The sequence below is a fragment of the Nonomuraea maheshkhaliensis genome (assembly GCF_039529435.1).
GTDB classification, from domain to species: domain Bacteria; phylum Actinomycetota; class Actinomycetes; order Streptosporangiales; family Streptosporangiaceae; genus Nonomuraea; species Nonomuraea maheshkhaliensis.
Map to the genome: position 1 here is coordinate 1 of NZ_BAAAMU010000254.1, position 5,037 is coordinate 5,037.

Consider the following 5,037-nt stretch of genomic DNA (forward strand, 5'->3'; position numbering starts at 1 on the left):
GGGGCTCGAACGTGCCGGTCACCCGCACGCCCGACGCGCACTGGATGGCCGAGGCACGTTACCGGGGCCAGAAGGTCGTGGTGCTCGCCCCCGACTACAACGACGCGGCCAAGTTCGCCGACGAGTTCCTGGCCCCGCATCCGGGCACGGACGGCGCGCTGGCCATGGCGATGGGGCACGTGATCCTCAAGGAGTTCTTCGCCGGCCGGGACACCCCGCGGTTCACCGACTACGTCAAGCGCTTCACGGACCTGCCGTTCCTGGTGCGGCTGCGGGAGCGGGACGGGTCGTACGTGCCGGACAAGTTCCTCACGGCGGCCGACCTCGACGAGCAGGGGAGTGCGTTCGCCACCGTGCTGCTGGACGCGCGGACCGGCGAGCCGGTCGTGCCGAACGGCTCGCTCGCCTTCCGCCACTCCGAGCAGGGGCAGGGCCGGTGGAACCTCGACCTGGGCGAGGTCGATCCGCTGCTGAGCCTCCTCGGAGACGAGGCGGTCGCGGTGGCGCTGCCGCGCTTCGACGCGGACGGCGTCCTGGAGCGGGGCGTGCCGGTGCGCCGGGTGGGCGGCCACCTGGTGACCACGGTGTTCGACCTGATGCTGGCCCAGTACGGGGTGGCCCGCGACGGGCTGCCGGGGCGGTGGCCGTCGGGGTACGACGACGCGGCCGAGCCGTACACGCCTGCCTGGCAGGAGGCGATCACCGGCGTGCCCGCCGTGGCGGCGGCCCGGATCGCCCGCGAGTTCGCCACGAACGCGGAGGAGTCGGGCGGCCGCTCGATGATCGTCATGGGGGCGGGGACGAACCACTGGTTCCACTCCGACACGATCTACCGGGCGATGCTGGCGCTGACCACGCTGACCGGCTGCCAGGGCGTGAACGGGGGCGGCTGGGCCCACTACGTCGGCCAGGAGAAGTGCCGGCCGATCACCGGATGGGCGCAGCTCGCCTTCGGGCTGGACTGGGCGCGCCCGCCCCGGCAGATGATCGGCACCGCCTACTGGTACCTGCACACCGACCAGTGGCGTTACGACACCTACAGCGCGGACGTCGTCTCCTCACCCCTCGGCGACGGCGCCTTCGCCGGCAAGGCCACCGCCGACCTGCTGGCGCAGTCGGCCCGGCTGGGCTGGATGCCGTCGTACCCGACGTTCGACCGCAACCCCCTCGACCTGGCCGACGAGGCGGGCGCCGACCCGGGAACGTACGTCGCCGAGCAGGTCGCGGCGGGACGGCTCGGCTTCGCCTGCGAGGATCCGGACGCGCCGGCGAACTGGCCGCGCGTGCTGACCGTGTGGCGCGCGAACCTGCTCGGATCCTCGGCCAAGGGCAACGAGTACTTCCTGCGTCACCTGCTGGGCACGGACTCCGCCGTACGCGCGGAGGAGGCCGCGCCGGGCCGGCGGCCGGAAGGCGTGGCCTGGCCGGAGGAGGCACCCCAGGGCAAGCTGGACCTGCTGCTGTCGCTGGACTTCCGGATGACGTCCACGACGCTGTTCTCCGACATCGTGCTGCCGGCCGCCACCTGGTACGAGAAGCACGATCTGTCCTCGACCGACATGCACCCGTTCGTGCACGCCTTCACCCCCGCCATCGACCCGCCGTGGCAGACCCGTACCGACTTCGCCGCCTTCCACGCCATCGCGCGGGCGTTCAGCGAGCTGGCCGCGACGCACCTCGGCACGCGGAAAGATCTGGTCGCGGTCCCGCTGCTGCACGACACCGCCGACGAGCTGGCCACCCCGCACGGCCGGGTGCACGACTGGCGCACGGCGGGACGCACGCCCGTGCCAGGCCGCGACTTCCCCAAGATCGTCGCCGTGGAGCGCGACTACGCGGCGGTGGCGGAGAAGCTGGCCGCGCTCGGCCCGCTGCTGGAGCGGCTCGGCGCCACCACCAAGGGCCTGACGTTCGACGTGTCCGGCGAGATCGAGCGGCTGGCCCGGATGAACGGCACCCGGGACGGCCGCCCGTCGCTGGCCAGAGACCGCGACCTGTGCGAGGCCATCCTGGCGCTGTCGGGCACCACCAACGGGCGCCTGGCCGCGCAGGGCTTCACCACGCTGGGCCGCAGGACCGGGACGTCGTTCGACGGCCTGGCCGACGAGCACCAGCGGATCACCTTCGCCGACACCCAGGCCAGGCCGGTGCCGGTGGGCACCTCGCCGGAGTGGTCGGGCAGCGAGAGCGGCGGGCGCCGCTACTCGCCGTTCACCATCAACGTGGAACACCGCAAACCGTGGCACACCCTCACCGGCCGCCAGCACTTCTACCTCGATCACGACTGGATGCACGAGGCGGGCGAGGCGCTGCCGGTCTACCGGCCGCCGCTGAACATGACCGCGCTGTTCGGCGAGCCGGGGGTCGGCGAGTCCTTCGAAAGCGGCATCACCGTGCGCTACCTCACCCCGCACTCCAAGTGGTCCATCCACTCCGAATATCAGGACAACCTGCTCATGCTCACCCTGTCGCGCGGCGGCCCGACCATCTGGATGAGCCCGGCCGACGCCGCGAAGGCGGGGATCGCCGACAACGACTGGGTGGAGGCGGTCAACCGCAACGGCGTCGTGGTGGCCCGCGCGGTCGTCTCGCACCGCATGCCCGAGGGCACGGTGTACATGTACCACGCCCAGGAACGGGTGGTGGACGTGCCCAAGAGCGAGATCTCCGGTCTGCGCGGCGGCATCCACAACTCCCTGACCCGGCTGCTGGTCAAGCCCACCCATCTGATCGGCGGCTACGCCCAGCTCAGCTTCGCCTTCAACTATCTGGGGCCCACCGGGAACCAGCGCGACGAGGTCACCGTGATCCGCCGCCGCGGCCAGGAGGTCGACTACTGATGCGCGTGATGGCACAACTGGCCATGGTGATGAACCTGGACAAGTGCATCGGCTGCCACACCTGCTCGGTCACCTGCAAGCAGGCGTGGACCAACCGGGCCGGCACCGAGTACGTCTGGTTCAACAACGTCGAGACCCGCCCCGGCCAGGGCTACCCCCGTACGTACCAGGACCAGGACCGGTGGCGCGGCGGCTGGGAGCTGAACCGGCGCGGCCGGCTCAAGCTGAAGGCGGGCGGCCGGGTCAGGAAGCTTCTCTCCATCTTCGCCAATCCGCTCATGCCCTCCATCCAGGACTACTACGAGCCCTGGACGTACGACTACGACCGGCTGTTCTCCGCGCCGATGCAGGCCGACACCCCGGTGGCGCGGCCCCGCTCGCTCATCACCGGCCGGCCCATGAAGATCGGCTGGAGCGCGAACTGGGACGACGACCTGGCCGGCGACCCCTCCCCCGACCCGGTGCTGCGCAAGGTGTCGGAGCAGGTGAAGCTGGAGTTCGAGCGGGCGTTCATGTTCTACCTGCCGCGCATCTGCGAGCACTGCCTCAACCCGTCGTGCGTGGCCTCCTGCCCGTCGGGGGCGCTGTACAAGCGCTCGGAGGACGGCATCGTGCTGGTGGACCAGGACCGGTGCCGGGGCTGGCGCATGTGCGTGACGGGGTGCCCGTACAAGAAGGTGTACTTCAACCACAAGACCGGCAAGGCCGAGAAGTGCACGTTCTGCTACCCGCGGGTGGAGGTCGGCATCCCGACCGTCTGCTCGGAGACGTGCGTGGGGCGGCTGCGCTATCTCGGGCTCGTCCTGTACGACGCCGACCGCGTCGCCGAAGCCGCCGCCACGCCCTCCGAGCGGGACCTGTACGAGGCGCAGAAGAGCGTCCTGCTCGACCCGCACGACCCCGGCGTGATCGCCGCCGCCCGCGCCTGCGGCATCCCCGACGACTGGCTCGACGCCGCGCGCGAGTCCCCGGTGCACCGGCTGATCTTCGAGTACGGCGTGGCGCTGCCGCTGCACCCGGAATACCGGACGATGCCCATGGTCTGGTACATCCCGCCCCTGTCCCCCGTGGTGGACGTGCTGGCGAAGACCGGGCACGACGGCGAGGACGCGGGCAACCTGTTCGGCGCCATCGACGCGCTGCGCATCCCCGTCGAATACCTCGCCGAGCTGTTCACCGCCGGCGACCCGGAGCCGGTGCGGGCGGTGCTGCGCCGGCTGGCCGCGATGCGCTCGTACATGCGCCGGCTCAATCTCGGCCGGGAGCCGGACGAGTCGATCGCCACCGCCGCCGGCCTGAGCGGCGCGCAGGTCGAGGGCATGCACCGGCTGCTGGCCCTGGCCCCCTACGCCGAGCGGTACGTGATCCCCAAGGCCCACGCCGAGCAGGGCGCCCGGCTGGAGGAGCTGGGGTGCAGCCTCGACTACGACGGCGGCCCCGGCATGCGGGGGCCGTTCGGCGAGGCGTCCGGCCGGCCCGCCCCGGTGGCGGTGGAGAACTTCCACGCCCTGCGCGAACGCCAGACCGGCGAGCACCTCGACGACGCCGACGAGCTGCGCGGCCGGGTCAACCTGCTCAACTGGGACGGCAAGGGCATCCCGGACGGTCTGTTCCCCAGGAGGAGGAAATGAGCGTGCGAACCGTCCACCTGGTGGCCTCGGTGCTGCTGGGCTACCCCGACGAACGGCTCCACGACGGGCTCGGCCTGCTACGCGAGGAGGTGGCCGGGCTGCCGGCGGGCGCGGCGCGCGAGCGGCTGTCGGCCTTCCTCGCCCACGTCGCCGCCACGTCTCCGGCCGAGCTCGCCGCGCACTACGTGGCCACGTTCGACCTCAAGCGGCGCTGCTGCCCGTACCTCACCTACTACGCCTACGGCGACACGCGCAGGCGCGGCGCCGCGCTGCTGCGCTTCCGGCACGCGCTGAAGGCGGCCGGCTTCGAGCTCGCCGGCGGCGAGCTGCCCGACCACCTGGCCGTCGTGTGCGAGCTGTCGGCGCGCGGCGCCGTCCGCGAAGCGGGGCGGCTGCTGCGGGAGCACCGGGCGGGCGTGGAGGTGCTGCACGCCGCGCTGCGCGAGGAACGCTCGCCCGTCGCCGACGTGGTCGCCGCCGCGCTGCCCACGCTGCCCCCGGCCGGGGCGCGCGAGCGGGGGGCGGCGCCGCGGCTGGCCGCCGAAGGGCCGCCCGTCGGGGGCGTC

General features: G+C 72.4%; 3 protein-coding genes. All 3 read left to right on the plus strand.

What is annotated here, in order from left to right:
* Window positions 1-2,840, plus strand: a 2,840-nt coding sequence (locus ABFX54_RS55855) for a nitrate reductase subunit alpha (RefSeq protein WP_346115480.1), incomplete at its 5' end; no start/stop codon positions are given.
* Window positions 2,840-4,471, plus strand: coding sequence for a nitrate reductase subunit beta (gene narH, locus ABFX54_RS55860; RefSeq protein WP_346115481.1), 1,632 nt, complete (start codon window positions 2,840-2,842; stop codon window positions 4,469-4,471). The genes ABFX54_RS55855 and narH, both read left to right, overlap by 1 nt.
* The coding region (gene narJ / locus ABFX54_RS55865; RefSeq protein ID WP_346115482.1) for a nitrate reductase molybdenum cofactor assembly chaperone at window positions 4,468-5,037 on the plus strand (570 nt) is incomplete at its 3' end. The genes narH and narJ, both read left to right, overlap by 4 nt.